Genomic DNA, 24,674 nt, shown 5'->3' with positions numbered 1-24,674 from the left:
CTATACTCCACCCTCAGGCCACAAATAGACCAATCCTAATTTTTCGACTCTTGGAGTGTGATACTCGTAAAGCGCTTTAACTTTTGCAGGTTCTTCTTTGATTTCTTCTTTTAGGTGTTCAATTTTTTCTCGAAGAGCAATTCTGTCAGCTTCAACTTGAAGTTTCTCTCTGGTATTGAGTTCTTCAAAATTAAAAGCAAGCTGTGTGAATGCAGCAGGATCAGCAAGCGTTTGTTCAATACGCTTTAATTGGTCTTCAAGAAGTTTTTTTAGAGAGTTTGCTTCTGTTTCTGATCTGCTTTCAAGTGCATTGCCGACAGCAATGAGACGATCTTTTAGTTTCTGAATAATGTCTTCTGATAAAGAGTCAAAGTCTTCTTGAATAAAATCCTTAACAACCTTTGCATCAACTTTAGTGAAGTTCTCTTGAAGAAGTGCGGTCTGCAAGAAGTTAAGTGATCTTTCCTCTCCTTCTTCCTTGAAGACTCGGATTCCCTTAGAGTGATCTTTTGTGATCCATTCGGCAGAAATGGGAATAATTTCTTCGTGCAATCGACCAGCACCATTTTTACTGAAAAATAAAAGTCTCGTAAGTAGAACGGCCCTTGGAGTTTTTACTTTACATGGAATAATACAAACTCGACTGAGGCCATCTTGAACGAAGCCTTGTGCTGAGAATTTATTTAAAAGCCTTTTTACAAGTCTATGTTCAAGGTGAAGATGCACTTTTTCATCAGCGATATTTTCCTGATCTTGGAATACAATCGGACGATACTGAGTTTCAGCTCTCCATTCAGCAGGCTTTTGATCTCTTCTTCTTGGCGGACGAAGAGTGTCTAGTGTTCCTTGCCATGTAGAATCTTTCATTCTGTCGGTAATGTTCGGAAACTTAAGCCCAGTAGTAGTTTCTTCTAAGGCAGGCAACTTAGAGAGAGTTAATGAGCAGTTCAGGGCAGATTTCAAATAGTCGTCTTCCATTGAAATCCATTTCTGGGATTTCTTTAAAAGATCAGTCATTAGTTTAATCTTTTTAGCAACGTCTTCTTTTCTTTTATCTCTAGCAGCTTCGAGCTGATCTTCGATATTCTTTCTGACTATTTCGTCGATAGAAGCACTATTTATTTTTTTCTCAGTTTCCGAAACACTTCTAAGATCAATTCCATTTTCTAAGATAGCCGTCAGTTGTGGGTCTAAGACTTGGGATAAACTTCCAAGCTCATCACGAATAGTTTGAGTCTTACGAATAAGAGTTGAAAGAACCTTATCCTCGGCGCGATAGGCATATTCAAAATATCGACAGAATACTTCCTTGTTTGGCTGTAGTTTTCTATCAATACGACCATTTCTTTGTTCAAGGCGACCAGGATTCCAAGGGATGTCATAATGGAAGAGGTTCCAACAGTGAGTCTGCAAGTTCAGACCTTCTCTTGCTGCATCAGTTGTAATTAAGATTCTTAATTTATTTTTTGATGGATGTTCATTAAAGGCTCTTTTAATTTCTTCACGTTTTTCCATTGAAGTTGGCCCATGAAATACGGACACACGATCTTCAAAGTCATGGTGGTTATCGAAGAAATGTTCTAATTGGTTCTTAATATAATTTTTTGTATCTTCATACTCAGTGAAGATAATAACTCGAAGATCGTTCCAGCTTTTCTTATCTGGACATTGGTTGTTTTTAATCCATTCAAGTAAGTGCTTCATTTTTCCGTCGGTCGCATAACGATTCTTTTCAGCAATGGCCATCATCTCATTTAGGAGCTTTTGTTCTTTTACTAAAAGTTCCGTATTGGTTTCTTCGTTACTGAATTGAGTTAGCTCTTCCACCATTGAAGATTCAATTCCATCGAGTTCCTCTTGAGAGAGTTCCGCTAAATCAGAATCCTGATCTATTCCTTTACTAAGAGCTGAATAATTCTCTTCAATGAAAGCCTTTGTACTAGCATTAGGATTGTTTTTCTCAAAAGCCGCTTTGTGAACTTTTAGTGTTTTAAAAAATGCTTCAGGAGAAGAAAGAAGACGTTGCTGTAATCCTACCAAAACTAATCCAGCAGATTTTCCAGCTTTTGATTTAGAGTTTTTTACGCGAGCTTCTTTGGCTTCTTTGTATTGCTGTAACAATGCCGATAGTTTTAATTCAGGCCAAGAGTCTTCGGTAATTGTAACGGCTTGGACTTTTCGATCAGGAAAGCCTCCAACAATACCTCGTAAATCTTCTTTTAAGCGACGAACCATAATTTCTTGGGTCATCTCTGGTTTGATCTTCTCTGAACGATAGAAGCGGTTTGGATCAAGAATCTCAAGCAGCGTTGAGAAACTATTTGGATGTCCGTTATGCGGAGTCGCAGAAAGAAATAATCTATGTTCAAATCGAGGAGATAAATCTCTTATCGCTTTTGTGAACTGACTTTCTACCGCATAAACGCCATCACTTGCTGGGGCTGCATGATGAGCTTCATCTAAGATCAGGAGTGAACGACCTCTAAACTCTGTGAGCCAGTCACGAAGTAAAGAAGTAAACTCATCATCAATCAACATTCTGTGTGAAACGAGAAAGCGTGAATGAGTCTCCCAAGGATTTACGGCCCAGCCACGCTCTTGGCGAATTTTAGCGATATATTTCTTGTCCATAATTTCAAAGACAAGGCCGAATCTATTTTCAAGTTCTTCTTTCCACTGATACAGCATTGATGGTGGTGCAAACACCACTATGTCTTTTGCCTTTTTGCGAATAAGGAGTTCTCTCGCAATCAATCCTGCTTCAATAGTTTTACCAAGACCTACGTCATCAGCGATAAAAAGATTTACTCTTGGAAGTTTAAGGGCCTTCCAAAGAGGTTCAAGCTGATATGGCTCAATTTTGATTCCTGACCTGAATGGAGCTTGAAAAAGCTCAGGATCAGTTGAAGTGATCGAGTTCCAATTTAGATTATGATAGAAAGCTGAAAAAACTTTTGGATCATCAAACGCGCGAGAAGAAAGGTCGGCCCAGTTTTCACCGAAGTCGGGAATTTTATCTAATTCTTTTTCCCACAGAACTGTGATTTCTTGCCCCTGGGCGTCATCGTCAATACATGTCAGTGTTACAACATGTGATGAATGTTTATCAGTTGGTTTTCGTACTTCTTCAACAATATATTGTCGTTGACGTAAATAGACTGTACTTCCAATTTCTGGAGTCGGCTGCATGAAGTTCATCCTTAAATCTCTGCAAGATATTTCAATCGAAATATAAATTATTGTGCAATTATAAACTTTTAAAGAAAATAGAGTTTATTACTTATAGTCTCATAATTTATCATCTCTTGAATAGTACATTAGAGTAATCTTGCACCGCTTCTTACTGTTGGCAAAATTAACTTTCAAAAAAACAGATGTGCTATTTACCTCTTTGATTCATCAACAAAAGTATACACCAAGATCCAACTAAAACAGATGCCAACGAAGGAATAACTATTTCGACATAAACAAGTGCTTTATATAAAGAGACTAAATGCCATTTCTCAATAAAATGATGCCCAATTACTGACTCCAAATAAGATCGTACAGGGTACAAAAAAGATAAAAAAATAAAGAGAATTGCATGAATTAAAATCGAAAACGAAACTGCTTTTATATTTTCAGAAACTGTTTTCATGAATGACTTATTTCTTGCTTGTTTTTCATAGTCAAAGTTGCTTAAAAAAATAAATCCACCTCCGAGAGAAATCAAAATTCCCCAGATTAAGCTTAAAAATAAAGTAAGCGTATTACTTATATCTATTTGGAAATTAAAAAAAGCCATTATCGGTGATAATACAAATGGTAATAAAAGAAAAAATGTCGATAAATTATTCCAAGTCATAGAGTTCTCTATATGTACGCCGTTGTTCATTCCACATTTCAACTTCATTCTTTAATTCATTATCAGCAACATTTACATCTAAACTTTTTGTAATGCCTCTTTTAATCGCATACTTAAGCTCATCCTCATCATCCAAATACTCGACTCGTCCTTCTTTGAGGTACTTATTTTGTCCAAGGCCAAGTAACTTGTTTTTTAAAGTACGCCTATAGCCAGTAAATTGTTCAGCCATCCCTCTGGGAACTTCTTTGAATTTCAACTCGATTTTTACGCCAACAAATGGACTATTTTCAGCGTCTAAATTTACTCCAACTAAACCACCTATCATTTCGCCCAACAATTCTTCCCATTGTTCATCCGAATCTATCTCAGTATCGTTATCAATTAAATTTTTATTAGGCTTCCCAAAAGTTAATCCAAACGATTGAATTTTATTAAAATTGCTTCTTAAGACATCTTCGTAGTTTCTTTTTGCATCTCCCTTAATTACAACCTTAATACAATCAATAAAACTTGAACCATCATCAACTTGATAGTCAACTTCATTTAACAACTCAGCTAACTGATTTTTCAATAAATATTCAATATTTTTGTTATAGCATTTTGTATCTGAAATAATCGAGCTTGTATGAGGCACTAGAGAAAAATGCAATTGCACAAATTGATACCTTGAACCCGCAATTTCAATCACCTCAGTCTCCAAGCTCTCTGTGTCTACCGTGTCAATATTTGCTTGGTCACGCAAAATAAACTTTGCAGAAAAATGAAAATAGACGATTCCGACATGTACGCTTCTGACACATTTATCAATCCAAATCTTTTGATAAATACCTCGCCCTGTAGCTGGAATAGAAATAATACATGGATCTGTTAAAAAATTCCTTTGTACGAACCTATTTAGAGCTGAGCTAATTTGGTCATGTGTAACAGTATAGTAATAATTCTTCACTTCTCCTTGAGCATTTTCTCTTGTTCCCCTTACTCCAATCTTAAAAGTCCCTAACTCATTTTTTCTCTTTGTCATAATCTCTCAAATTCTCAATTTATGAACGTACAACAATTCCATTCTTTATCACATGCCGATACATCAAAAATTCCTCGCATGCTTTTTTGAATTGCTGACAATATTAAGCTTCATCAGTTTAACAATTAGGCTCAAATTCTAAAAGGAATTTGCAAAAAGAAAACAAAAAAACCACCTTTCGGTGGTTAATTAGTTCATTTGGTGGAGGTGGTGGGAATCGAACCCACGTCCAAAAGGCCATCTATAAAGCGGACTACGTGTGTAGCTTTGAATTCTCGTCTCAAAGCGAAGACTATAAGATTCGTGAACCTTCAAGCCCGGTGATTATTAAGCGTCACTCCCGGCTACTCGCTTGCCTCCTTTAAGTCGAGACAGACTTGTTGCCACGCTTGTTTTTATTGGAGGTGGCCTCCGCAATGACTAGGCTTAAATTAATTAAGCAGCTAGAGCATAGCCGTAATCGTTAGATTCAGCATTTAATTTTTGATCCCCTTTTTACCAGGACCGTGGTGATCAACCTGGACACGCCCACTAAATTTCAGTACCCCCTGTCGAAACCGGTGCACCCCCATTTAGAGATAGGTTAGCTTAGCACAAATGGTGGTGAAAAATCACTTTAGTTTTTACGGAATTTAGGATTAAACAACTTCCCTCAATTTTAGTGAGAAGGCGCTGCGCTCTCTCGGCGTGGCTGGCCCCAGAGAGGTAGGAATCCAGGTAAAATTCCTTCATTATAGGGCGTCCACTCTCATCCAGGTCCACAATGAGCTTTGTCTCCACCTTGAGGTCGCTAAATGTCAGTGCCGACTTGTGGGCGGCAAATTTAAAAGTCGCCACAAAGCAGTTTGTGAGTGCCAGAAGATAAAGATCTTCCGGGGAATATCCTCCGCCCTCGCCTTCAAACTCCTTCGGGATGGCCATTGTAAGAGGTAGTTGATTAAAAGCGTTTGACTCCCAAGTTGTGTTAAGGCCAGAAGTAGCGTTGGTAGTTGCGTTAAAAACGAGAGGGTATTTTGTCATAAAAACTCCTTAGGGAAACTCTAATCCAAAAAAAGATAAATGAGAGCTTCACAACTCTTAGACCGTGTCCGGTCAATGTCTACCTCTCTATTGATGATCCTTCCGCTATGATGAATCATGGACAAAGACAGTATTAGAAAAAAGATTATTGCTCTCACAAGCGCGCGCTATCCCAAGACGATTTGTCCTAGTGAGGTACTTCCTTCAGAAGACAAAAAGAAAAAGTCATCGATTACACCAATATCAAAGGGCCGATTCGGCTAAAGAAAAAGGAATCCACATGAGTATTAACATTCATAAGCGTCTTCACCACCGCGCTCCCTACCTGATGGTGGATAAAGTTCTTGAGCATTCAAGTGAACATATTGTCGCTGCAAAAACTCCTGCACTTGAAGACTTCTACATTCAGGGGCACTTTCCCGGAGCTCACGTTGTACCGGGAGCGATGATGCAAGAGATGACAACGCAAACAGCGGGTCTTTTAATTGCTGAACACCACTCGCCTGTGGCCGACTATGATTCTGAAGCGACCAAAGGTCATGCTTTAGGAGTCTTGCGATCTGTTCATCATTCAAAGTTTAAGAAGTTTGCTCGCCCTGGAGAAAAGCTTGAAATTCATGTGCGATTGATTGAACAAAACGCGCAACTCTTTCGCTTCAAAGGAAGCATCACTGTAGGCGAAGATAAAATCATGAGCAATGAGTTCACGCTGATCAATATCAGCGACGAGCACATCCTAGATTTTTGATAGTCTCCTGTAGACTTTGCAAAGCGCGGAGAAAAATTTCTTGTGATTTCAGTGGGCTATTTTTAAAGAATTATTCTTAGGTATGCAGTTTATAGGGTATGCCTAGAAAACTTTTAATTCGATCAAAAAATCTTCCCTATCATGTGACTTCTCGATCACATAATAAAGAGCCTTTTGCAGTTCCAATGCCTCTTATGTGGCGACTGACGACTGAGAGCTTAAAAGAAGCCTACTCCGTTCACCCTGTAGAACTGATCTCATTTGTTCTCATGACAAATCACTACCACATGATTCTTGTGACTCCAGAAGGAAATCTTGATGAATTCATTTACGAATTTAATAAGAGGCTTGCCTTAAAAGTGCAGAAGTTTTCGGGAAGAATTAATCAAGTCTTCGGTGGAAGATATAAATGGTGCCTCATTCAATCGCAAACTTATTTTATGAATTGTTATCGTTATGTTTATCAAAATCCTGTGCGGGCCGGGATTTCTAGGGATTGCCAAAGCTATCCTTATAGTACAATTCACCACTTGCTTGGCAAAGGTGCTTTTGTAATTCCAATACACGACCGTTATGGCTTTAAAGATGAATATGGACTCAACTGGATGAATCGTGAGATTGCAGAAAAGGAAAAAGAAGTTTTGAGAAAAGGGCTTTATCGGTCGTTGTTTTCTTGAACGAAAAGGCTCCAGTAGACTTCGCGTTGCGAAGTCTACTGGAGCCTTTTTTGAAGACGGTTTATTTCTCTTTCTTCACAGAGCCATCGACCGGGTTGAAGTAAATTTCGACTTTCTTGCCTTCCTTGTTAGTCCCATAAATTTCATAACAAGTGCCAGGCTGTTTGAATTTGGCGATCGTGTAACCTTCGGCTTCGACCTTCTTTTTAAAGTCTGCTTCCGACATCCACTTCTCTTTTGGTTGATCAGTGCAATCTTTTTTTGCAAAGGCAACCCCTGAAGCAAGCATTAGACTCATAATCGCCAATAAATAGTTACGCATCTTATTTCTCCTGATTGTTTTCTACAGAATCATTTCTGTTTGATTAAAAACTATTCCCATTTAGAAAAATAAGCATTGGCCAAATGACCTAAGAGCTTGAATAAATGCTTATAGGTCATATGGACAATGGAAGTTTTCATGGTTTGAGGCATGCTAAGAGCATCAGGAGGCCTTATGCGCAAACAACTTATCTACGACTTACCTACCAGGATTTTTCATTGGAGTTTTGCTTTCCTTTTTGTCTTCGCCTTTACGGTCGCTAAAACAGTTGACGATGAAAGCCCCGTTTTTTCTTATCATATGCTGGCAGGGTTAATGTTGGGTGTATTGGTGATCCTAAGACTCATCTGGGGAGTGATCGGGACAAAATATGCGCGATTCTCATCGTTTGCCCTCTATCCTACAGATGTCATAGATTACTTTAAGAGCTTGTTTTCTGGTGATAAAAAACGCTGGAGCGGTCACAACCCGGCCTCAAGTTGGGCGGCCCTTATTATGCTCACTTCGGCCCTCATGTTGGCCGTCACGGGAATTCTCATGACCTCGGGACATAAGGAAGCCTTCGAAGATTTACATGAGCTTTTTGCCAATCTCTTTTTAATCACAACTCTCTTACATGTCGCCGGAGTTTTTCTCCACACTCTTCGTCATGTCGATGGAATTGCGTTCTCCATGCTTCATGGGAAAAAAGAAACAGACCATGGCCTAAGCGGTATCTCTGGCCACAAACCGATGGTCGCTCTTTTACTGATTTTTCTCATGATTGGTTCCGGGACTTACATTGTCAAAAATTATGATACTTCTGCCCGCGAGTTAAAAATCTTTGGAAAGACACTTTCTTTAGGCGATAATGAAGGCAAAGAAAATGAAAGCGAAAAAGAACATGATGATTAGAGGTTGATTGTGAGCCATAAAGAAAAATGGGTTTTAGTAAGCGTTTTAAGTGCAGTTTTTCTTCTTGTCTCAATGGACATTATAAGTGATTCCAAAGAAGGTGTAGTTATCTGGCACTTGCTCCTTGAAGGCAGTGTGGGTCTTCTTTCTTTATTTGGGATTTTTTATATTTTAAGAGATTCGTTTCAAACCAAAAAAAGCCTGATTGAAACTAGTCAGAAATTTTCTGCTTACCGTGAGGAAGCGGAGAAATGGAGAACTGAATCTAAAAAATACTTAGAAGGATTGTCTCAGGCCATTGATGATCAGTTGAGTAAATGGGAACTCACGGCAGCTGAAAAAGAAGTGGCCTTCCTCTTACTCAAGGGCCTTAGCCTAAAAGAAATTGCCAGCGTGAGAAATACAACAGAAAAAACAGCACGAGTGCAATCGATGGCCATTTATGCGAAGGCGGGGCTTTCTAGCAGGTCGGAGCTTTCGGCCTTTTTCCTTGAGGATCTACTGGTCCCACAATCTACTCTCTAATGAGAAGATTCCACGAAAGTGATTTCTCATAAACTGGCGGATCGATTCTTACGACTTCCTGGCCATGAAACATCTCGCTTTTGCCAGACTTTCCTACGACCTTCTTCACTTTCTTTAAGCTTTGAGCATTAACGATGATTGATTTGTAACGATCGGTCTTTCCACTCTCAACGTAAATAAACGTTCCGTCGTTGAGTTCGACCTTGTCCTTGATCTTCTTTCCTAAAATCGTTTCTAAGTTCTTTTTAGATTTAGGAGTAAGTGATAAAAGAATTCCATGAATACTCTCAACGCCATTTTTATGCTTAGGGATTTTTGCCATTTTTTGTTTCTTCGCGTGTGGTTCATATTCAGTGAACCATGTAAAAGTATTTTGAATTGGTCGCTTCTTGAAATTTAGCATATTCCAACCAGGCAGACGGTCTACTGAATTTGCTTTCCACGCATAGTTTTTGTGAGTGAAAGTCGAAGGCAGCTTTGTTTTGATTTTCTTAAAGTACTTTTCTAAGTTTTCTTGGTACCCAAAAGACAGACCTGCTTCTTTTTCGATAAGAGGAGCGCCTTTGCCGAATGAAACGAATTCCAAGTAGTATTTCTTTCTCTTATTGTAACCCTTTAGCATAATGAATTTACAAAAGGCCTTTCCAGGGTGTTCTACAAATTGTTTGTCGAGAGTGAAGCCTAGCTTTTCTAATTTTTTAAAAAACTTAAAGTTCTGGTCGCAGTTGTAGCTATGATCCAGGTAAATATTTTTAAACATCTATATCTCCACTCTTTAGATTTTTAAATGCCAACATTGAAGCCCCAACACAAGCACTATAATGTCCACTGAATAATCTCCATGCATGACTGCATGTTGATAACGAGCGACACGGCTTTCAGGAAATTCCCTTAAAAAATCAATCGCCATTTCAACTGCTTTTTTGCCATTCCCTGAATTGTAAATTTCACTGATCTTAGCCGATAACTCTGCTTCTCTTGGTGTAACTGAATTCACTTCACTCATAATTAATCCACTTTCTTAAAGTAATAATCGTACCTATCTTTGCTCTTAAACTTCACTAGCTTGATTAATTTTCCCCAACGCTCATGAGTCTCTGAGCCCACAATGACGTATTTTGCTTTTAACTTAAGTGAAATGATTCTTGCATTTGTCGGCGCGTGCTGAGAAGAAATTCTGGCGTAACCTAGACCGAAAATATATTTCTCAAATTCAGCTAGAAATTTTTTATAAACGCCCTTGTCCTGATGGGCCGGAAGAATACCCGTGTTTCTCATATAAAAAGTTTCAAAATCTTCCATCTCTCCCTGCATCCATCCCACAACTTTTCCTTTGTGAGTGATAAGAAAGCGCTCTGAATGAATCTTGCGGTACTCTCTGTAACAAGGATCAAGGGCCTTATCTTCTTTTTTATTGGGAGTGAAACCTACCCCGGGAGGGAAAACTTTTTTAAAGATCTTCATTTGCTCTTTATAATAAACATCCCTGTCAGCGGCGTATTCGATTGTGTAGTCTTTAAACTTGATTGGGAAATGTTTATCTCTTTTTTGCTCGGCTAATTCGGACACTGTTAATTGTGATTTTTTCATTTAAGGCCTTGGTAAGTTAGACACAGTCCATTAAATTCTATTTAGAACTAGAAAAATAGAAAGGAAAAACTGTACAAGTTTAATTCAACATCGCATCACCCGAGTTTTATGCTATGATTTGCACCTTATTTCATCTTCACCCGAGGTTAAAATGAACGATCTACAAACAATTTCCTGGGACAACACAAACATCTACAAAGATTTTAACGACCCTCAAATTGAAAAAGACTTAGCACTCGTTGCAGAATCAACGGCCATTTTTGAATCAAAAGAGGCCCTTTATAAAAACCTCATCAACCAATTAGAAACGAACAACACCACTGACCTCTATAAAAACTTAGAACTCACTATCGAGCTCTACCACCGTTATCTTGAAACCAACATCACCTACTACCAGGTCATGGTCTACTCAATGACGGCCCTGTCGGTGAACACACAAAACAAAGAAGCAAAAAACCTTCAAGCAAGAGGACAAAAACTTTGGACGAATTACCTGAAGGCGTTTAAGCCCATTTCCATTTGTGTGCAACGCTCGCCTACTGACTTCTTAACTCTATTCCTGGACGACAAGAGAACAAAAGAGCTTCACTTTGCTCTTGGAAGACAACGTGAACAAAACGATCACCTGCTAAGTACGAACGAAGAAGTTCTTCTGACAGGTTTTGCCCTTGATGGTCTTTCTGCTTGGGGAAAACTTTATAACGAAATTTCTGGAGCGCTTAAAGTTAATGTCGATGGTGAAACAATGGCGCTTTCGAGTGCCAACAATCTTTACTCAAATCCAGACAGGACAAAAAGAGAAAAAGCTTACCGTGCTATCAACGAAGGCTGGCGCGGGCAAGAAATCAGCGCGTGCGCGATTTTAAATTCGATTAACGGCTGGAGAAATGAAAACTACAAGGTGAGATCGACAACAAAAGAACTGCATTACCTGGATCAAACTTGTCATGCGGCCAACATCACAAGAACGACTCTTGATGCTTTAATGAACACAACTTTTGACAAAAGAGCTTTTGGGCAAGAGGTTTTAAAGACGATGGCCCGCGATCTTAATGTCCCTCAAATGGGCCCATGGGATTTAATGGCGCCTTACCCTGCTAAGACGACAGCAAGTAAAATCAGTTTCCCAAAGGCCATTGAAATCATCAAGGCCGCTTTCAGTGAAGTAGATCCTTCGATGGCAGACTTCGCTCAGATGATGGCCGATAAAAAATGGATTGATTGTGCTCCATCTGAAAACCGCGCTCAGGGAGCTTACTGTACAGGGTACGCCAAAGTCAGAGAGACCCGCGTGTTTATGACTTACGATGGAAGTATGAAAAACGTGATCACACTCGCTCATGAAATCGGCCATGCTTACCACAATTGGGTGATGAAAGAGTTGCCTATTAGCGAATGCTCGTACCCTATGACATTAGCTGAGACAGCTTCGATTTTTGCAGAAACCGTTGTGCGCGATTACCTCTTAAAAACATCTGAATCAAAAGATGAGCTAAAGGCCATCCTATGGCAGGAGATCCAATCCGTTCAAAGCCTGATGATCAACATTCCCGCGCGCTATGAATTTGAAAAGCGTTTTGTCGAAAAGAGATTAGAAAAGAATGTCACTGTTGAAGAAACAAAAAACATCATGGTTGAGGCCCAGAAAATCTGGTACGGCGACACGCTTTCTGAATACGATGAGATGTTCTGGGCAAGTAAGCTTCACTTCTCAATGTCGGAGAGAAGTTTTTATAACTACCCTTACCTCTTTGGATACCTGTTTAGCTTGGGGATTTACTCTAAGCGAGAGGCCCTTGGAAAAGACTTCCATGCTCGTTATGTAGAGCTACTTAAAGACACAGGTCGCATGACGGCAGAGAACTTAGTGAAGAAGCACTTCAATGAGGACATTTCAAAGAGTGATTTCTGGCTTCGTTCTATTGCGATTGCAGAGAAGGCGTTTGAGAAATATAAATCACTCTAACCTTTATCAAATTTTTAAATTTTCATCGAAGCCCCTGAATTATTTCAGGGGCTTTTTATTTTTACCGCCTCTGAAATCTTGCACTATCTAAATCATTAAAAAGTTTCTCTAGGGTATACCTAGATGAGGTATAAATGGTTATTGTCAGTTTCAGGGAGATTCAACTTCAAGATTTTATAGAAACGGGAATTCCACCCAAGAATTGCCAATGGAAATTTTTATCTAAAGTGGTATTAAGAAAGCTGGATATGTTAAACTACGCAAAACGATTGGATGACTTAAAAGCTCCACCTGGAAACAGGCTCGAAGCTCTTAAGGGTGATTTAATCGGTCACTACAGCATAAGAATTAACGACCAGTGAAGAATTATTTTTATCTGGAGTGAAGATGGTCCAGCGAATGTTGAAATAGTTGATTACCACTTTTAAAGAGGCCTTATGAATAAAATAAACTATCAAAGACCACCAACGAATCCAGGAGAAATTCTTTCCGAAGAATTTTTAAAACCTTTAGGATTAACTCAGAAAGAATTGGCCGACCATATACAAGTTGATATCAAAGTGATTAATCGACTGGTAAATGGAAAAACGACATTATCTGCCGAAATGGCCTTAAAACTCGCTTCTTCTTTTCAAACGACGCCAGACTTCTGGCTATCGTCCCAGTACGAAATCGATCTTTATAGAGCAAAAATGTCTCTTCCAAAACTTCCAGGTGCGATTATTAAGACCAATTAATTTTCTGCCTGAGCAATATCACACTTCTCAAACCCTAAGCTCTTAAGCTTCTTTCTCAGGGCGACCTTGGCATCAGGGTCGCCATGATTAAGATAAATATGAGTCGACTTATCCAGCTCGCTGATCCATTCAATAAGTTCATCCTGATCCGCATGCGAAGAGAAGGCCTGAGATGAAATCACACTTCCTGACCAATGGATGATTTTTCCTTCTTCATTCTTAACTTCACGAACTCCTTCGCTTAGTTTTCTTCCGGCCGTATTGGCCGCCTGGTATCCCGGTAAGAAGAGAACGGCATTTTTATCACCTTGCCAATTTTCCAGGTAACGCCAGATTCTTCCCCCGGTAATCATTCCACTTGAAGAAATGATAACGATCGGACCTTTTTGTTTTTGAATGGAATGCCATTCGCGGATGTTGTCGATTACTTCCACATCCCCCAGAGCATGCCTAAGTTCCTCGGCCATTTCAGTGAGTTCGGTGAATTGTTGGTAAATGCGATTCGCTCCACTCATCATCGGTCCATCAATCACAAAGCGGACTTTATCTTCCGGATGCTCAAAATTGTATTGGTGAATGAGTGTGATTAAGAGCTGGGCACGAGAGACGGCAAAACTCGCGATGATTCCAACTTTTGATTCTTTCTTTACGAGTTTTAAAAAGTCAGCGAGGTCTTTTTGCAAATCCCCTCTTCTTAACTTCCCACCGTAAGTTGATTCAAGCACAACCACATCTGCTTTCGGACACGGCGGTGGTGGCGAATTAAGCGGATCATCGTGTCTTCCCAGGTCTCCAGAAAAGACTACGCGTTTTTTGTCTTCATCTTCAAAAAGGTATGAAACGGCACCTAAAATATGCCCTGCCGGAAGCATGCTTACTTTTAAATCAAGAAAAGAGAATGTTGATCCCATTTCTTTCACCACAAAAAAAGAAGTTGTCTTCACGACTTCTTCCACTCCGTAATAATTTTTAAGCGGATGGTTTTCTGTTTCTTCAATAATGTGAGCACTATCGGCCATTATGAGTAGAGCGAGTTTCATCGTTGCACGTGTGCAGAAGATGCTTCCTCTAAATCCAAGTTTTACTAAGTGTGGAATTGAACCCGAGTGATCCAGGTGAGCGTGAGTGAGAAAGATCGCTTTAATGTCTCTTGGATCAAATGGAAGAGGGTTGAGATTTTTTTGAACACTCTCAAAACTTCCCTGGTGCATCCCGCAGTCAATCAGGATTTTTCCCGCAGGAGTTTGCACTAATGTCATTGATCCAGTGACTTCATCAGTAGCTCCGACAAAGGTAAGTTTCATAAAATCTCCTATAATCCAAGTAGTGTATGGATGTCTTTGATCACCGTGCTCACTTCATCGGGTTTCATGCCGATTTTAAGCATCAGCTTGTCTTCATTTAAAAGTTCCGAGCAAAGAATGATTTTTCTTTTTAACAATTCTTTGCAATAGGTCTTTTTTAAACGCACAAGCGCCGTGATGGGATAGAGTTTGTGTTTTTTAATCATATCTAAAAATGTCTCTCCTGCTGGAGCATTAACTCCAAGGAGCATAAGCCCGACACCTTCGGCATAGGTAATGGCATCTTTTGTAAAAACAGTGTTAGTGGCCAGGGCATAACCGCGCAAGTATTTTCCATCCGGACCATTTTTTAAATCATCCCATCTCGCCTTAACATAAAGTGCTACCTTAATATCGTTTTTCTTGCCACCGTTATTGTGAAACTTGCACTCAGTGTAAATATTGTAATTAGGTTTTGAGGCCACGACATCTACTTCATGGCGGACGATGCCTCCCTGAAGAATCACACCAACACTTGTTTGAAATCCCTGATTCTCAAAATATTTTCCTACGAAATGCTCAAACTCATAACCTGTCGGCCCTAAGTTTAAGAGAGCGCGCTTAAGTGAATAGTGAGCAGCTGCCACTGCTGACTGTTGTTTTACGAGCCTCATTGTCTTGCGAAAAATGTCTTTTGATGTCGTTCCATCAAGAACTGTATTTGAGACAGTCTTAGAAATTCGCTGACAGTCTTTTTCTTTTAAACCAGAACGCCTTAGAGAATTTCTCAATTTTTTCTCAGAGAAATTTTCAATCTCTCCGCTGGATTTAATAATTCGGAAGCCTGGTTTTGGTCTTAGGTTTGTGTGTTTCATCTTCCGAGAATTATAACAAAGATACTCTCCTTGTAAAACAATGAGGTCCGCTTACAGCGAGAAAATACTGGTGATTAAAACTATGATTCTTATCAGTAGGAGGTCATTATGGAATTTTGTCACAAGACAGTTTTAATCACCGGGGCCAATCGCGGCAAGTGTTACGGCCAACGATGTGCAAATCTTGATCAATAATTCAGGTGTGCTTCACCCTGGTAGTTTGTTTGGAAATGAGACGAACAATTTTAGAGACGATATGGAGATTAATTACTTTGCGACAATTGAAATGATGAGGGTCTTTTTTCCTGTTCTGAGAAAAAAGAAAGAAGCCCGCATAATCAGCATCGCTTCAATTGCAAAATACATCAACTTCCCTTTCATTGCTGGCTACTCGGCTTCAAAGGCAGCGCTCTCCCAAGGAACTCGAAGAGCTTTCAAGACAGATGTTCTTTCAAAAGCAGACAAATTATCAATAACTTAACCCCTTCGATAAGATAAATTTTAGCCTCAAAGGGGTTGCAACTCTAGCGCCTGCATTATAAACAAACGCCCGGAGGTTTTATGAAAACATTAATCGCAACTTCTCTTCTTTTAACTGTAGTAAGTGCCTTTGGTTACGAGCGTCCGGAAGACGGGCCAATGACAGCTAAACAAGCTGACCAATTAAGAAATGCAGTCACTGTGACAATCACAGATGTTAACGAAAGAGCATTCTCTAAAAAAGCAAAAGCTAAGTATGAAGCGGTTCTTCTGAATCCATTCACACGTTCAATCACGTGCGATATTGATTTAACGAGCACACTTAAAACTGAAGCAATCGATTCTAAAAAACACGTTGGCATCTATGCCCCTGCAAGATCTGGTCAAAAAGTGACTGGTGAAATTGAAATCAAGCACGGAAAAAAAGGTGAAGAAGACGGACTTCAGTGGATCAACGCTAAAGGGACTGCAGTTACGACTTCAAACTGTAGATTTATTGATCAATAAATTTCACAAAAATAACAAAGCCGAGTTCTCTACTCGGCTTTGATTCTAACCAAACCCTAACAAAATATTACATTACTGCAAATGAATTGCAGATTTCTCCATGAGGTCTATCATCTTATCTATCAAGGATGGTAATTTATGAAAAATATTTTCAATCTCTCTCTTCTATCTCTAACAGTACTTTTCTCAAACGCAGCGATCTCTCAAGATAAGATCGTTGGTGGTGTCGTTGTTGACCCTGCTCAAACTGAAACAAGATACATCGTATCTATCGGTGGTGGGTGTGCTGGTTCAATCATTAATGAAAAATGGATCCTTACAGCAGCTCACTGTAAGTCGATCTTCACTCGCCCAATCACAGGTGGAAACGTTGACCTAAACGCATCTGGAAGAATTAAGCTTGAAGTGAAGAAATCTTATATTCACCCAAAAAACAACGCTAGCAAATACAGCTACGACTTCGCTCTTCTTGAGCTTAAAAACCCAATCGACTTCGAAGCAACAGGTCTAAGAAGCATTGGAATGATCGATCCTGAGCTAGTTAAAACTGGGGCAATCGATGCTGGTGTAGTTTCTACTGTTCTAGGATGGGGAGCTACAAGGGAGAACGGAAGTGTTTCATACGTTCTAAGAATGGTTGATGTTCCAATCGTAAGCAATGAAACAGCAAACGCTCCAACTTCATACAATGGTCAAGTTGATTCAACTATGATCGCAGCAGGTTTCCCTGAAGGACAAAAAGATTCTTGCCAAGGTGACTCTGGTGGACCACTTACAATCACTGGAACAGACGGACGTCCGGTTCTTGCTGGTGTAGTAAGCTGGGGAAGAGGATGTGCAAGAGCTAAGTACTATGGGATCTATGGAAACGTAGCTGTAGCTCACCCATGGATCATGGAAACAATCTCAGCTTCTAAATAAGTTCTCAAAAAATAAGTTTCGATGAAAGGGCCGAAGAGAAATCTTCGGCCTTTTTATTTTGAACAAGTGTAAGCAGTCACTCTCGCCATGGCCTCAGGAATTTCTTCTTCCTTTTTAATTCCAGAAAGTTCAGTTCCTTCGCATCTCGTGTTGTCACAGAAACCGAGTTCGAAATACTCTGAGTAAACACAGATCACTGTCCCCTTCTCAAAGCCTTTGGCCTTAATCACATTAAAGGCCCTGATGTCTCTTTTTAAACTTAGAGCACTATCGCTTGAGAGTTGCTCCAAAATTGTCTCCCAATAAGTCTGAGAGAATCCTTCGTATTGCTGGAAATTTCTGTAATAACGATTGGCGATTTGTAGGTTTGTACTTGAGAAATCGCGCATGAATTTTTCCTGAACACTTTTTTCCATGACAGGAGTTGAAGAGCATCCCGCCACTGAAAGTGCGAGAAGGGACAATAGAAGTGAACGCATATAAACCTACTTGCTGCAGTCTGCTTCTTTCCATTCATTCGTACTGGCCGGCATTCTGATCTTGCCATTCAGGTCAGGGAATTCGCGGTTAAAAGCAATGCCAGTTGCTGATTCAATCTTTTTAAGTGGGATCATTCTTTCTGCGAGCATGTCACCGCTGTCTTCCTGATAATACATAAAAGCGATGGCCTTTTTCGGAGGCGTTTCATCGATGATGATCTTAAAGAAGGCTTCGGGAATCTCTAATCCGCTAGGAAGTGTCGCCAGACGCTCTTTTAAAACGGGTCCAGTGACAACTGTTAGCTTCTCTTCTCCACAGGCCCATTTTCTCACTTGCTCTTCAAGTCTCTTCCAGGCATCGCGGTTCAGTTTAGGTTTTTGAGGCGCCATATTCGACATAACAAAAGTTAAATCGTTAGCTTCCTGGCTCCAAGCAAAATCCGCAGAAGGGGCCATGTGACCTCTGTCGTAACCTGTTTTGACATACTCAGCGCTGACAACAAAAGGAAGATTCTTTTGTTTTAAAAGTGGATCAGGGATGAACTTGTCTTCACGTGAGGCTTCTTTTGCTTTTAAATGCTCTGCTGTGAGTTCGTAGCTTACGAAATTCGGCAGGCGTCTTTTCATATTGTATGAAATCTTAAAAAACTTATGATCGAGCACAATCGTATCACGAAGCTCAGCGGGCTGAGATTTCTCAACAGACTTAACAACTTTTGTTGTTGATTTTGGAGTCTCTACTGGTTGCTGCGTCGGTTTTGTCGCACAACCTGCAAGGAGTAAAAAAAAGAAGACGTTACGTAATTTCATAAAACCTATTCTGGTCTAAAAACAAAACTCAGCATGAGAAACCATCCAATAACTGGACTTGCTCCTGCTCCCATGACCGGTGGTGGGTAGTGACCAAACTCAGTAATGATAAAAGCAGCTGAAAGATAAACAATAAATGCGATTGAAAGAGTTCTCACCGTTTCAATGCGCTTAAGACTCATATAAATAAATGGGAAAAAGAGAAGAAGCGAAATCCCTACCATCCCGATGTAACCTAGAGGCCCCAGACTTTCCATCAAGGTAAAAATATCTTCAACGTATTCAACCGGCTCAAGTAGATCGACTCTGTTCCAGGCCAGACCAGTTGTCACAATTGCAATTAAAACAGCGGCTGCGCGGATCTTTGCGCTCATTTTATTTCTAAAGAAAAGAACTAGCCCTGCCAAAACAAAACATGTTGTCTGGCCAGCATCGGGTTGGAAACCAAGAACGGTTGCGACAGCTGCAAAAAGAATCACACCGTGAAGGTATTTTTTTTCATGAAGCAATTGGTGCATACAAAAAAGAACAAGCGGAAGCACAATCATCGACACATTAATATTAAATGACCCAAGCACAATCCAGCGGTGGACTTCGCTTGGTCCAGGAAAAAAGAAACAAAGAAGCAGAAGTAAAAGTGACACAAACGATAACTGGAGAACCAGAGATGGTCTTCTGTCGTTCCATCGCGAAGCCAGAAGATAAACTAAAGGGATACCTAAAACAGTCGCAATAGCATTTGGGTAGAACACTTCAGCGGGAATTCCCATTGAATAAACCGTGTACATCCCAAAAAGGACAGCTAGGATTGGGCCAATAAAAAAGAGAGATGATTGTAGTTGAGCTTTTTTCATAGTTTATCTTATCTTACTTTTTGCCTCTCAAACAAGGAGAGATGATTAAGATTATTAGTTCCATCACTCAATGATAGTGTTATCATACCCGATATGAAAACTTTTTTTATTGATCTAAAGAATTTTCTCAAAGACACTGCCAACGATGAACGCATCCCAATGCGCGATAAAAAAGTTCTGCTGGCCATGGTCGCCTTACTGCTTTCTCCCATCGACATTATCCCAGACTGGATACCTATATTTGGTCTGATTGACGATGTGATTATCCTTGGACTCATCCTGGATTACTTTTTCAGTGTTTTAGATCAAAATATTCTTCTGTCTCACTATCCATGGGGAATGAAGAGTTTTGCCCGTCTCAAAAGAGTGGCGAGATTTATGTCGTTTTTTGTTCCGGGAATTATCAAAGACAATCTATGGAAATACACAAGGGACCCGTTTTAGGTCCCTTGTTTTATTTTATCTATTCGAAAGAAGCATTAATTAAAAAATCGACCTGGCCGACGTTTCCACCGTTATTAGGGCGTTGAATATTAGAATAAATCACATCTATATCTGTTGGAATGAAATAAAAGATGTTCGTCTTTAAACGGGCCCCGGCAAACACAGAATGGATTGTTTTTTCTCTATAAAGAGTTTTATCCAGAATGATTCTGTCAGCGTAAAGTGACTCTCTCCCTAGGAGTAAGTGAGCTTCTTTAAAGAACACCGGAACCAGTCCCCACCCTCTGTTGATGTACCAGAAGTTATAATCCAGGTGCAGTCTGAAAGTGAAAATCTCGTTTCCGTAAGCGTTGTTATATGGAAGTCCATAAAACTCATGCCAGCGAATAGAGTCGAGTGAATTCACTCCCCCACCGTAGATAACTCCTTGTCTAAAACCGTCTTTAAAAAGTTTACCGTAAGAAAGTTTTAATCCACCGACAAGTCTTTCATAGAAGCGGCCTTCTAACTTTAAAAGAGATTGCACGCTGTAGTAGTCATCCCCGATATCTGGTTGGTTGTTTTCAAACTTCAATTGAAAAATAAGTTTTTGGAAAACATCATCAAAAGTCTGAGCGTTGTAACTTAAAACATTGCTTAGCCCAACACTTTTAACTGTTCTATCAGAGATGAAGTCATCTGTTTTTGTCTGACCAAAGAAAACTCCCGGAACCATCGTCCAGCGCTTCATTAGAATAGCGTAGTGTGTTCCGACACTCCACTCTGTCGTCTGATCTACATTGGAGCTGAAATCTGTTTTTGAATACTCGTGGTTGAAGTAAGCACTCAATGACCATAAATCGCTCACAGGTGCAAGTTTGTGATTAAGAGTGAAATGCCCACCGACTTTACTTTCTGAAGGATAAGTGAGGACTGAGGCATCTAAAATCGTTAAATCCATTGGGTCAGAAAAAGTTGTCATGGCCCCATAACTTGAGAGATTTTCGCTCGATCCAAAAGCGATAAACCAGTAATGAGGAATAAAGTGGTAAGCTTTCGGGAATGACTCTGCCTTGGCCTGATCCAACGTTAACGGCACTTCCTCATTTTTAAAAGAAGCCTGGGTCATTTCAACATTTTGAGCATTGCCGGCATTTCTTTTTAAGTAGGCCATGCTCTCTTTTAAACTCATGTCTTTTGTCTTTAGGCGGTTTTCTAAAACCAGCACGCGTTCATCGCCGATCTCTGCTGAAGTCACACGGTTTAGCAGGTCTTTGCCCATTTCGCTGACTGAAACTTTTTTAAAGCCGTCAGTGAACTCAAAAAGTTTTAATGAATCCTTTTCTCTTAAAACAAAGAAGTTTTCATTTTGAATAGGCAGATCAAAAAACGTTTTTGATTCGTAGGCCTTGTATAAACTCTCCAAGGTCAGGTCACTTACATAAAGCGCCGTTCCCAATTCCTTGCGGTTTAATTTTACCAGGATCTTCTGTCCTACTTTTTTAAAGAAGGCCAGGTTCACGTCAGCTCCGAAATAATGAAGAATATCACTATCCGTCACTACCCCTTTTGCCATATCAACTTTTTGTCTCTCAATGATCCAACGGTTGTTCACAAAACTGGCCGTTAAAAAACGATTATTCCCCAGACCAATGACATAACTTGGGTCGTTTTTTAGAGGAAGAGTGTAATCGGCCTGTAACGTCTCTGTATTTACCAGTTTCCAAACGCGGTTTGCGCCTCGGAAATAAGGGTCTTCATTAAAAGCGACGATTAAAAATTTTCCGTTATCACTGATCTCATTGTCTACTTGCGGGACTGTCGTCATTCCAGAAATATCAGAGATAGGATACGAGAATTGAGCAACCAGCATATTCACATTTTCTTGCAGGTCATAACTAACCAGTGCTTCACTTTTTCTATACTGCTCAACTTTAAAAAGTGTATTTCCGTCGAGATAAATACCTTTTTGGAGGTCATCACTTCCAAAAGCGTTGCTGATTTTATCACCCCATGCTTCATTTTCCGGCGTCTGTGGCGGTTGTGAATTAATCAAACGCTCGCGGAATTCTGTAAATGAATCTTCTGCATTTTGTCCCGTACAAATACTAAAGACGCGGTTAAGAAGAAAAGGGATTTTTGAAGAGTTCTCCTCCACCAGACATTTTATTGTCCCCGGTTTCTTTTCTTCCATATATTCCATAAAATGAGCACCGGCCCAATAGGCCAGAGACCCATTCGGATAAAGGCCTGGCTCATCAAGGCAATCGATCGTCTTGCAATAATCAGCGCGCAGGAATTGAATTAACAATTCTTTTCTAAAAAGAGGATTGCTCAATCGACCATTTTTTGAAAGATGAGATTCGGCCCAGACCGCGATCCCCTCTGTAAACCATCTTGGAACTACCATCACTGGAAACTTCGCAATTGACCCGAAGATATTGCGGCCTAATTCTAAAAAGTCTCTCGTCTGATCAAGATGTGTGACGTGTACGTATTCGTGAAAGATAAGGCCCGTAAGCCAATCTTCCATAACTACCAGGTGCTCATTGTTGCTAGGTGGAAACTTGTAAAGATTGATAATATCAGTCGGGAATGTGCGCGCATTCCCATTTGTCAGTCTTAAGTAAGGATCTACGTTAAAATGCACAATAGTTCTAGGGACATACTGGAAGTAGTTGATCGCTTTGATCAGGTCTGTTTTTATCACTCGTTCTGCTTTAAGCGCAACATCAAGATCCCTTTCGTCAAAGTGAATCTCTGCTTGAAGAATTCCGTAATCTGATTGAACGCTGACATTGATGGTTTTTAAAGTGACACTTTTTGCAAATCCCATTGGAGAATTGAGAGAAACAAAAAGAATTAGCGCGAACATAGAAACGCGAATTCCGACCATTTTTTTCTTCCTTATATACAGTAAAGTTGGCATAATCATATCTGTCTTTAAGATCATTTGGAATATCTTTTGATTTTTTTAAACATTAAGGAGCTTTTTCATGAAATTCAGATCGGTACTTGTATTAACACTTTTGGCAGCATCTCTAACTCTTACATCTTGTGCGAGCAAAAAAACTAAACCTACTGATGGTGTAGATGGTACAGATACTTCTTCTCAAATCGACAATGGGAACAACTCTGGTGTAGCTCTAGAGCTAAACGGTGACTCTGATTCAAACCGTGCTGGTGCTCTTAAGACTGTATACTTTGGATACAGCTCTTCAGCGATCGAAGGTTCTACTCGCGATACACTAAATGCAAACGCTGATTTTCTTAAAACAAACGCATCAGTTAGAGTTCAAGTTGAAGGTCACTGTGATGAGCGCGGAAGTGTTCAATTCAACCTTGCACTTGGAGAAAGAAGAGCGAAAGCAACAAGAGACTACTTAGTAGCTCAAGGTGTAGCTTCTTCAAGAATCAGCATCATCTCTCTTGGTAAAGAAAAACCAGTATCTTTCGGACACGATGAAGAGTCTTGGTCAAAAAACCGTAGAGCGAACTTCGTAGTAACTGAAAAGTAATTAAAAGATTTTGAAAAATAATTTAGCTTTAATTCTTATTGTTCTATTAGTTTCAGCGTGTGGTCTAACTACCACACGCCCGAAACTTGAAATGTCCATGGCCCAGACCGCTTTCATGGCCGCCAAAGAAGCCCAGGCAGATGTCAAAGCTCCCGGTCTCTACAGAAAAGCCGAGTATTACTATCTAAAGGCCAAGTCTTCATACAAACGCAAATACTTTAATAAAGCCCAACAATACGCTCTACTATCCAAAAAATATTCCGAACGTGCAGAATATGTTGCTATTAGGAAGAAGACGTTAGAAAATTTATAGGCAACCCTATTATTTATCTACACTCATTGGAAGAGGTATTGATTCATGAAACGTTCTCAAATTCTCATTTGTGCATTTCTAGTTATTTTTGTTTCAGCTTGTAAAACACAAGAAGATATCCGCCGAGAAAGAACTGTTGAAACGTTAAACGAAGAAGTTCAACAATCAAAGAAAATGGCAGCTTCAGGAAATACTCGTTTTCAATCAATCGAAGAGCAAGTTTCAAGACTTCAAGGGCAACTTGAAGAAGCTAACCACGCTCGCTCGCAATCAATTAAAGACAACCAGGCCCTTAACGATCGCATCAACGTTCTGGAGAAATCAAACAAAGAACAAGTTGAATACCTAAAAGCTTTAACTGAAAAAGTTAACAATCAAAGTGGATATATCGAAGAAGTTCTTGAAAAATTAAAAGCGCTTGCAGAAAAGCCGGTTGAAAAGACGTCTTCAAAAAAAAAGCGGTAAATCCAGATAGCGTAGAAATGGAGGATGAAGATCTTCCAGCTACGTTTGATAACGGGATGAAAAAATTCCGCGCTAAAGAATACGACTCGGCAAAGGAAATCTTTAAAGAGGTTTCTGAAAACAAAAAGGCCAGTAAGAAAAACCGCGAAGGTGCAACACTGTACTTGGGAATGACTGAGTACAGACAGAAAAACTATGAAGGTGCTAAAGTGTACTTCTCAAAAGTTTTCAGCGACAACCCAGACTCAAGCTACGCTCCTCAGGCGCTTTTAAACCTGGGGAAAACATTCACTCAGCTAAAATCAAAAGACGAAGCCAGCATGACATTTGACGAGCTGATCTCACGTTTCCCAAAAAGCAAAGAAGCACAGGAAGCCCAAAAGCTAAAAAAATAACTTC

The 24,674-nt window shown here is 39.8% G+C and carries 28 protein-coding genes, 1 other RNA gene and 1 pseudogene; 15 read left to right on the top strand and 15 right to left on the bottom strand.

All coding sequences use genetic code 11. The annotated features are described in order from the left end of the window. The 5 genes from drmD to ACN20O_RS12370 form a co-directional block, all read right to left on the bottom strand. Positions 1 to 3,198, bottom strand: coding sequence for a DISARM system SNF2-like helicase DrmD (gene drmD / locus ACN20O_RS12390; protein WP_491634233.1), 3,198 nt, complete (start codon positions 3,196 to 3,198; stop codon positions 1 to 3). Positions 3,199 to 3,379: 181 nt separating this feature from the next. Further along, complete coding sequence (locus tag ACN20O_RS12385) at positions 3,380 to 3,844, bottom strand: hypothetical protein (RefSeq protein ID WP_491634232.1); 465 nt, start codon at positions 3,842 to 3,844, stop codon at positions 3,380 to 3,382. After that, positions 3,831 to 4,868, bottom strand: coding sequence for a hypothetical protein (locus ACN20O_RS12380; RefSeq protein WP_491634231.1), 1,038 nt, complete (start codon positions 4,866 to 4,868; stop codon positions 3,831 to 3,833). The genes ACN20O_RS12385 and ACN20O_RS12380 overlap by 14 nt, the downstream gene beginning before the upstream one ends. A gap of 199 nt (positions 4,869 to 5,067) precedes the next feature. Further along, positions 5,068 to 5,438: a transfer-messenger RNA gene (gene ssrA, locus ACN20O_RS12375) on the bottom strand. An 18-nt stretch (positions 5,439 to 5,456) separates the two neighbouring features. Continuing rightward, a complete protein-coding gene (locus ACN20O_RS12370) occupies positions 5,457 to 5,888 on the bottom strand; it encodes an OsmC family protein (RefSeq protein WP_491634230.1) in 432 nt (143 codons plus the stop codon). 280 nt (positions 5,889 to 6,168) lie between these two features. Between ACN20O_RS12370 and ACN20O_RS12365 the strand changes: the two genes are divergently transcribed. Beyond that, the gene (locus ACN20O_RS12365) at positions 6,169 to 6,636 is read left to right on the top strand and encodes a 3-hydroxyacyl-ACP dehydratase FabZ family protein (protein WP_491634229.1); all 468 of its coding nucleotides are present in this window, start codon (positions 6,169 to 6,171) and stop codon (positions 6,634 to 6,636) included. Positions 6,637 to 6,821: 185 nt separating this feature from the next. Next, positions 6,822 to 7,313 carry a transposase gene (locus ACN20O_RS12360; RefSeq protein WP_491634228.1) on the top strand — a complete coding sequence of 164 codons (492 nt, stop codon included), beginning with the start codon at positions 6,822 to 6,824 and terminating at the stop codon, positions 7,311 to 7,313. 61 nt (positions 7,314 to 7,374) lie between these two features. On the opposite strand, the gene ACN20O_RS12355 is transcribed toward ACN20O_RS12360, so the two are convergent. After that, positions 7,375 to 7,635 carry a PepSY domain-containing protein gene (locus tag ACN20O_RS12355; RefSeq protein WP_491634227.1) on the bottom strand — a complete coding sequence of 87 codons (261 nt, stop codon included), beginning with the start codon at positions 7,633 to 7,635 and terminating at the stop codon, positions 7,375 to 7,377. 174 nt (positions 7,636 to 7,809) lie between these two features. On the opposite strand from ACN20O_RS12355, the gene ACN20O_RS12350 reads away from it, so the two are divergent. Then, positions 7,810 to 8,529 carry a cytochrome b/b6 domain-containing protein gene (locus tag ACN20O_RS12350; RefSeq protein ID WP_491634226.1) on the top strand — a complete coding sequence of 240 codons (720 nt, stop codon included), beginning with the start codon at positions 7,810 to 7,812 and terminating at the stop codon, positions 8,527 to 8,529. A 9-nt stretch (positions 8,530 to 8,538) separates the two neighbouring features. Next, positions 8,539 to 9,054, top strand: a complete 516-nt coding sequence (locus tag ACN20O_RS12345; RefSeq protein WP_491634225.1) for a helix-turn-helix transcriptional regulator — start codon at positions 8,539 to 8,541, stop codon at positions 9,052 to 9,054. Here ACN20O_RS12345 and ACN20O_RS12340 read toward each other — a convergent pair. From ACN20O_RS12340 to ACN20O_RS12330, 3 genes are read right to left on the bottom strand one after another with little or no spacing between them, the layout of a single operon-like run. After that, the gene (locus ACN20O_RS12340; RefSeq protein WP_491634224.1) at positions 9,044 to 9,814 is read right to left on the bottom strand and encodes a hypothetical protein; all 771 of its coding nucleotides are present in this window, start codon (positions 9,812 to 9,814) and stop codon (positions 9,044 to 9,046) included. The genes ACN20O_RS12345 and ACN20O_RS12340 overlap by 11 nt on opposite strands. Before the next feature lie 15 nt (positions 9,815 to 9,829). Continuing rightward, positions 9,830 to 10,060 carry a hypothetical protein gene (locus tag ACN20O_RS12335; protein ID WP_491634223.1) on the bottom strand — a complete coding sequence of 77 codons (231 nt, stop codon included), beginning with the start codon at positions 10,058 to 10,060 and terminating at the stop codon, positions 9,830 to 9,832. A gap of 2 nt (positions 10,061 to 10,062) precedes the next feature. After that, the gene (locus ACN20O_RS12330; RefSeq protein ID WP_491634222.1) at positions 10,063 to 10,644 is read right to left on the bottom strand and encodes a GNAT family N-acetyltransferase; all 582 of its coding nucleotides are present in this window, start codon (positions 10,642 to 10,644) and stop codon (positions 10,063 to 10,065) included. Between the two features lie 151 nt (positions 10,645 to 10,795). On the opposite strand from ACN20O_RS12330, the gene ACN20O_RS12325 reads away from it, so the two are divergent. The 3 genes and pseudogenes from ACN20O_RS12325 (at position 10,796) to ACN20O_RS12315 (ending at position 13,347) form a co-directional block, all read left to right on the top strand. Further along, positions 10,796 to 12,610, top strand: a complete 1,815-nt coding sequence (locus tag ACN20O_RS12325) for a M3 family oligoendopeptidase (protein WP_491634221.1) — start codon at positions 10,796 to 10,798, stop codon at positions 12,608 to 12,610. Positions 12,611 to 12,744: 134 nt separating this feature from the next. Beyond that, positions 12,745 to 13,038 (top strand): annotated as a pseudogene (locus tag ACN20O_RS12320) (type II toxin-antitoxin system RelE/ParE family toxin). A 9-nt stretch (positions 13,039 to 13,047) separates the two neighbouring features. Beyond that, positions 13,048 to 13,347 carry a HigA family addiction module antitoxin gene (locus ACN20O_RS12315; protein ID WP_491634220.1) on the top strand — a complete coding sequence of 100 codons (300 nt, stop codon included), beginning with the start codon at positions 13,048 to 13,050 and terminating at the stop codon, positions 13,345 to 13,347. Here the strand turns inward: ACN20O_RS12315 and ACN20O_RS12310 are convergent. Together ACN20O_RS12310 and ACN20O_RS12305 are read right to left on the bottom strand one after the other, a co-directional pair. After that, positions 13,344 to 14,651, bottom strand: coding sequence for an MBL fold metallo-hydrolase (locus tag ACN20O_RS12310; RefSeq protein ID WP_491634219.1), 1,308 nt, complete (start codon positions 14,649 to 14,651; stop codon positions 13,344 to 13,346). The two genes, ACN20O_RS12315 and ACN20O_RS12310, sit on opposite strands and share 4 nt — an antisense overlap. 8 nt (positions 14,652 to 14,659) lie before the next feature. Then, the gene (locus ACN20O_RS12305; RefSeq protein WP_491634218.1) at positions 14,660 to 15,505 is read right to left on the bottom strand and encodes a restriction endonuclease; all 846 of its coding nucleotides are present in this window, start codon (positions 15,503 to 15,505) and stop codon (positions 14,660 to 14,662) included. Positions 15,506 to 15,689: 184 nt separating this feature from the next. On the opposite strand from ACN20O_RS12305, the gene ACN20O_RS12300 reads away from it, so the two are divergent. The 3 genes from ACN20O_RS12300 (at position 15,690) to ACN20O_RS12290 (ending at position 17,413) form a co-directional block, all read left to right on the top strand. Next, complete coding sequence (locus ACN20O_RS12300; protein ID WP_491634217.1) at positions 15,690 to 15,986, top strand: SDR family NAD(P)-dependent oxidoreductase; 297 nt, start codon at positions 15,690 to 15,692, stop codon at positions 15,984 to 15,986. Positions 15,987 to 16,066: 80 nt separating this feature from the next. Continuing rightward, a complete protein-coding gene (locus tag ACN20O_RS12295; protein ID WP_491634216.1) occupies positions 16,067 to 16,492 on the top strand; it encodes a hypothetical protein in 426 nt (141 codons plus the stop codon). A 138-nt stretch (positions 16,493 to 16,630) separates the two neighbouring features. Beyond that, a complete protein-coding gene (locus tag ACN20O_RS12290; RefSeq protein ID WP_102242601.1) occupies positions 16,631 to 17,413 on the top strand; it encodes a S1 family peptidase in 783 nt (260 codons plus the stop codon). A 53-nt stretch (positions 17,414 to 17,466) separates the two neighbouring features. On the opposite strand, the gene ACN20O_RS12285 is transcribed toward ACN20O_RS12290, so the two are convergent. From ACN20O_RS12285 to ACN20O_RS12275, 3 genes are read right to left on the bottom strand one after another with little or no spacing between them, the layout of a single operon-like run. Next, positions 17,467 to 17,892 carry a hypothetical protein gene (locus ACN20O_RS12285; RefSeq protein WP_491634215.1) on the bottom strand — a complete coding sequence of 142 codons (426 nt, stop codon included), beginning with the start codon at positions 17,890 to 17,892 and terminating at the stop codon, positions 17,467 to 17,469. A gap of 6 nt (positions 17,893 to 17,898) precedes the next feature. After that, positions 17,899 to 18,702 (bottom strand): DNA/RNA non-specific endonuclease, encoded by an 804-nt coding sequence (locus ACN20O_RS12280; RefSeq protein WP_491634214.1) that lies wholly within the window; start codon positions 18,700 to 18,702, stop codon positions 17,899 to 17,901. Positions 18,703 to 18,707: 5 nt separating this feature from the next. After that, positions 18,708 to 19,556 carry a hypothetical protein gene (locus ACN20O_RS12275; RefSeq protein ID WP_102242598.1) on the bottom strand — a complete coding sequence of 283 codons (849 nt, stop codon included), beginning with the start codon at positions 19,554 to 19,556 and terminating at the stop codon, positions 18,708 to 18,710. A gap of 93 nt (positions 19,557 to 19,649) precedes the next feature. On the opposite strand from ACN20O_RS12275, the gene ACN20O_RS12270 reads away from it, so the two are divergent. Continuing rightward, positions 19,650 to 20,000, top strand: coding sequence for a DUF1232 domain-containing protein (locus tag ACN20O_RS12270; RefSeq protein WP_491634213.1), 351 nt, complete (start codon positions 19,650 to 19,652; stop codon positions 19,998 to 20,000). Between the two features lie 19 nt (positions 20,001 to 20,019). On the opposite strand, the gene ACN20O_RS12265 is transcribed toward ACN20O_RS12270, so the two are convergent. Continuing rightward, on the bottom strand, positions 20,020 to 22,875 hold the full coding sequence (locus ACN20O_RS12265; RefSeq protein WP_491634212.1) for a hypothetical protein: 2,856 nt from the start codon (positions 22,873 to 22,875) through the stop codon (positions 20,020 to 20,022). Positions 22,876 to 22,975: 100 nt separating this feature from the next. Here ACN20O_RS12265 and pal point away from each other — a divergent pair, with 100 nt between their 5' ends. Genes pal through ACN20O_RS12245 form a run of 4 tightly spaced genes read left to right on the top strand, consistent with a single transcriptional unit; the run spans position 22,976 to position 24,670 of the window. Next, on the top strand, positions 22,976 to 23,497 hold the full coding sequence (gene pal, locus ACN20O_RS12260; protein ID WP_133566706.1) for a peptidoglycan-associated lipoprotein Pal: 522 nt from the start codon (positions 22,976 to 22,978) through the stop codon (positions 23,495 to 23,497). Positions 23,498 to 23,507: 10 nt separating this feature from the next. Then, positions 23,508 to 23,810: a DUF4398 domain-containing protein gene (locus ACN20O_RS12255; protein WP_158649558.1), complete on the top strand. Its 303-nt coding sequence runs from the start codon at positions 23,508 to 23,510 to the stop codon at positions 23,808 to 23,810. Positions 23,811 to 23,855: 45 nt separating this feature from the next. Further along, positions 23,856 to 24,275: a hypothetical protein gene (locus ACN20O_RS12250; RefSeq protein WP_491634211.1), complete on the top strand. Its 420-nt coding sequence runs from the start codon at positions 23,856 to 23,858 to the stop codon at positions 24,273 to 24,275. A 17-nt stretch (positions 24,276 to 24,292) separates the two neighbouring features. After that, the gene (locus ACN20O_RS12245; protein WP_491634210.1) at positions 24,293 to 24,670 is read left to right on the top strand and encodes a tetratricopeptide repeat protein; all 378 of its coding nucleotides are present in this window, start codon (positions 24,293 to 24,295) and stop codon (positions 24,668 to 24,670) included. Positions 24,671 to 24,674: the final 4 nt, after the last annotated feature.

It is taken from the genome of Bacteriovorax sp. As-1, from assembly GCF_058446905.1.
The sequence above is the reverse complement of the archived record's forward strand: the minus strand, read 5'-3'. Positions and strand labels throughout refer to the sequence as shown.